Source organism: Mesorhizobium sp. M2A.F.Ca.ET.037.01.1.1, from assembly GCF_003998075.1.
Classification (GTDB): Bacteria; Pseudomonadota; Alphaproteobacteria; order Rhizobiales; family Rhizobiaceae; genus Mesorhizobium.
Map to the genome: position 1 here is coordinate 1 of NZ_RZSA01000596.1, position 4,239 is coordinate 4,239.

The 4,239-nt window shown below is 64.3% G+C and carries 4 protein-coding genes; 1 reads left to right on the top strand and 3 read right to left on the bottom strand.

Annotated elements, in window-relative coordinates; genetic code table 11:
- The 3 genes from EOA27_RS25010 to EOA27_RS25020 all read right to left on the bottom strand — a co-directional run.
- Positions 1-497: SH3 domain-containing protein (locus EOA27_RS25010; protein ID WP_127257505.1), on the bottom strand; the 497-nt coding region annotated here is incomplete at its 3' end.
- A 167-nt stretch (positions 498-664) separates the two neighbouring features.
- Entirely contained in the window at positions 665-1,762 is a 1,098-nt protein-coding gene (locus tag EOA27_RS25015) for a putative zinc-binding metallopeptidase (RefSeq protein WP_127253762.1), read from the bottom strand.
- A gap of 73 nt (positions 1,763-1,835) precedes the next feature.
- Positions 1,836-3,083, bottom strand: a complete 1,248-nt coding sequence (locus EOA27_RS25020) for an NAD(P)/FAD-dependent oxidoreductase (RefSeq protein ID WP_126080416.1) — start codon at positions 3,081-3,083, stop codon at positions 1,836-1,838.
- A 155-nt stretch (positions 3,084-3,238) separates the two neighbouring features.
- Between EOA27_RS25020 and EOA27_RS25025 the strand changes: the two genes are divergently transcribed.
- Positions 3,239-4,036, top strand: coding sequence for a lytic transglycosylase domain-containing protein (locus tag EOA27_RS25025; RefSeq protein ID WP_126080417.1), 798 nt, complete (start codon positions 3,239-3,241; stop codon positions 4,034-4,036).
- Positions 4,037-4,239 lie beyond the last annotated feature (203 nt).

Consider the following 4,239-nt stretch of genomic DNA (forward strand, 5'->3'; position numbering starts at 1 on the left):
GTGTCGGGCAGCGTCGCGCCGGTCACCACCTCGCCGTCGAGATAGACCGGATCGACCCGGTGCTCGGTGACATAGGTTCCAACCTCGGCCGGCGGTCTGCCGATCGACTCGATGGCGTCATCATTGGAGACGATGGCGCCGGTGTAGGTGTCCCTGGTGTAGACGTCATCGGTCGGCGGCGCCACGACGGCGATATCGGCATTGGCCGGGCGACGGGTGACGACAACGCGGCTGCCGCCGAAGTCGGCCGTCACATAGTCGGAATAGACCCAACCCTTGCCGCCGGCTTCGGCGATGGTGCACCATTTGCTGCCTTCGATGCAGCCGGTAAGCGTGGCCGACTGGCCGGCCGCCAGCACGCCGACGACTGGGTATTGCGGACCCGGCCCGGCGCGGACATTCAAGTCCGTCACGGCCGCGACGGGGGTATCGGCGAAAGCGGCGCCCGACATGGCGAGCAGCGCACCGGCAAGCGCCGGAAACAACATGCGTTTCATCGTTTTTAACTCCGTTTTCAACGCTCCCTGGATCAGGATGACGTTTCAAAGATACGTCATCCTGATCCAGCTCCTTTGTCGGAGCATGATCTTTCCGAAAACCGGTTCCCGCTTTTGGGGATCATGCCCTAGGGCTCGGAAACGAAACAGGGATCTATGCGTTCCGGCTAAAGTGCCGCTGCCGGCTCACGAATTGTTCCAGGCTTTTTCCGCGCGCCGGTCAGAAGGTCGTTCACGAAGGCCAGTTTTCGCGCCGACACCTCGGAAATCACGAAGGGGTAGAGGTCCGGCAGTCCCATGCAGCGGTTGATCGAATTGGAGGCCTCCGAAAGCACCAGCCAGCGGGCGAGGATCCTCTCGAACGGCTCCTGCACCGGATCTGGATCGCCAGGCGCCGGCTGCAAATGTCCGCCGGTATCGGCGCGCGGCAGGTCGCCGTCGCCGACGGTTTCCAGCCGGCCGAGCGGAAGATTCAGCGCATGCACCATCTCGAGCGTGTCGGTGATGTGCAGATGGTGCGCGAAGGTCTCGGCCCAATCCTCCCAGGGATGGGACGTGGCGTAGGCGGAGATGTGGCGCTGCTGCCAGTCCGGCGGCGCGCCGTTGGCGTAGTAGGCCTGCAAGGCCTGCTCGTAATCGGTCCGCTCGTCGCCGAAGAGCGCGCGGAAAGCCGAAAGATATGCGGGATCGTCACGGACCAGCCGGTCCCAATAATAGTGGCCGAGTTCATGGCGGAAATGGCCGAGCAAGGTGCGGTAATTCTCGCCCATCTCGATGCGCCGGCGCTCGCGCTCGGCGGAATCGGCCTCGGCGACGTTGAGCGTGATCAATCCGTTGTCATGGCCGGTCAGGATGCGTTCCCCGCCTGGACCGGCGCCGATCGGGTCGGCGAGAAAGTCGAAGGCCAGACCGGTCTCGTCGCCCGCATCGGCCTTGGGCGTAACCGGAAGGCCGAGGGCGAGCAGGGAGTAGACGGCACGCTTCTTCGCCGCTTCGACCCGGATCCAGCGCCTGCGGTTGCCGTCGATGGAAAGGTCGGGAATGACCTGATTGAGAGCGCAGGCGCGGCAGAAGGTCCGGCCGTTCTCGGCCCGCCAGTTGCACGCGCATTCATCGGCGTTGCCACATGGAAGGACGCCGCCCTCGCCGCTGAGCACGAATTTCGCCTGCTCCGGGTCGTAGAGCACCAGGCTGGAACAGTTCAGACACTGGGCATTCTCGAAATAAAGGCGGTGCCCGCAGTTTGGACAGTCGAAAAGCTTCATGCATCAACCCCGTGGGACCCATGCGTGGATGTGGGTTCGCCCCTAACGCCCGCCGGCGTCCGGCGTTCCAGTGCTACTTCGCCGCAATCTGGGCAATGACCTGCCTGGCCACGCTTTCGCCCGAGAGCCTCGCGCCGCCGCAGGACTGGATCAGCGGACCGGCGACATGCTCGCCAGCGAAGAAGATTTTCTCGGCAATAGGCTGCATCAGCGTCGCGCGCGCTTCGGAGCGGCCCGGGCGCGCCGCCGCATAGGCGCCGCGCACAAAGCGCTCCGCGCCCCAGTTCGTCATCATGGCGCGGCCGGCATGCTTCCTCACGTCGCCACCAAAGATGCCGCACAGGCGGTCGACGACGAAATCGACCCCGGCTGCCTCGCCGGCGGCCGACATTTCCCAGGCAAAGTCGCCGCCGACGAAGCCGACCATCAGATCGAGATCGAAGGGGAAGCAGAGGAAATAGATGTCGTGCCTGGCCATGCGCTCGATCAAAAGGTCGTCGAAAGGCGCAAGGCCGAGCCTCGTGCCCTTGATCTCAACCGGCAGCTTGGTCAGCATGCCCATGGGCAGGTCGAAGAAGGCACCGAAATGCGCGTCGGGCAGCGCGGGCGAGAACTCGATCTCCTCGAAGGCGAGCACGGCGGGCGAAGCGGTGACGATGACCGCCTTGGCGCGCACCGTGCCGCGGTCGGTGACGCAGGCGATTCCCGGCACATCCCAAAGGATCTTGCGCACCGGCGTCGACAGTTCGACCGGCACGTCGAAGCCGAAACGCGCGACCAGCGCGCCGAACCCTTCCTTGCTGAAATAGTTGGGGTCGAGGTCGGCGGCTGCCTGGAAGTCGCGGATCGAGATCTCGTCCTCGTCGGCGCCGAAATCCATCGGGCCGGCGAAGGTGGCCGCGGCGCGCGGCGCGTGGCCCCTGGCAAGCAGCCCCGACAGCCGGTCGTCGTCGCCGTCCTTGACTTGATGATTGGCGAGCAGTTCGAAGAGCTTGGCATCGGCCGCCTTCATCTCGGCCTCCTCCTCCTCGCTCGCCTTGCGCTTGCGATAATAGAGATGGTCGACATTCATGTCATGGTGATGCAGCGTCCAGCCGGCGGCCTTGGCTTCCGGAAAATACGGATTGCGGTCTGCCGCGTGCAGCCAGGCGCAGCCGATGTCGAAAGGCACGCCGAAATGGCGGTCGCTGGTCCAGGCGCGGCCGCCGATGCGGTCCATGGCCTCGAGAAGAAGGAAGGAATGTCCGGCGGCTCGAAGCACCGTTGCCGCGGCAAGTCCCGCGGAACCGGCGCCAACGATCACGACATCAACGTCCTTCATGAGGCAAGCCCGCCACACCTGATGCCCGATCGTAGGCAAATTGCCCTTCTTTCGCCAGTGTCGAGTGTCACGTGCTCCGCGGAGGCGGTGACAACCCGGCGTTTCGCTGGCAAATTCACAACCGGGACGTGATTCAGGCAATTCAGGAGAACGAGATGGCATTTTTTGCCAAAGGAAGGATTTTTGCGGCGGCGGTAGTGGCGACGCTGGCGCTGACGGCGGGCGCCGAGGCGGCTCCGAGCTGTGGCAAGAACGGCGCCGGCTTTGACGCCTGGAAACAGGATTTTGCCGGCGAGGCCAGAGCCGAGGGTGTCGGCCAGAGGGGCCTGTCCGCGCTGGCGGGTGCCACTTACGCCACCAGGACGATCGCCGCCGACCGGGCGATCCACAAGGCGTTCAGCGGCTCGGTGGAAAGCTTCATGCAGCGCCGTGGCGCATCCGCGATCATCTCCCGAGGCCGCGCGCTGAAGAAAGCAAACGCGGCGATGTTTGCCAATATCGAGAGCACCTATGGCGTGCCGCCGGGCGTGCTGCTCGCCATCTGGGGCATGGAAACCGGTTTCGGCGCCTCGATGGGGAACCAAAACACGGTTTCGGCGATCGTGACGCTCGCCTATGACTGCCGTCGCCCGGATTATTTCAAGCCGCATGCCATCGCCGCGCTGAAGCTTGTCGATCGCGGCGCGCTCAGCGCCTCCTCGGTCGGCGCCATGCATGGCGAGATCGGCCATACCCAGTTCCTGCCCGGAAACGTGCTGAAATATGGCGTCGGCAGCGGCAATTTGCGCGACCGCAACACGGCGCTGGCATCCACCGCCAACTTCCTCAAGGGCCATGGCTGGCGCGCCGGCGCGAGCTATCAGGCCAATATGGGCGCGATCGCCGGCTGGAATTCGGCAAGCGTCTATCAGCAGGCGATCGCCCGCATCGCTGAGGCGATTGACGCCGACTGACGGAATATCTCCATTCCGACGAAAAGCCCGGCCTGCGCCGGGCTTTTTTGTTACGAAGCAAGGGTCAAAACCCAACCACCGGAACGACCGGGTCCGATCTCATCACCTAACTCTCAATCATTCGCGTAGCCGCTCAATGGACATTTCCGGGAAACGGGAATCTGGAAGGTACCGGTAGTGCCGCTGCAGGTACGGAACTTGGA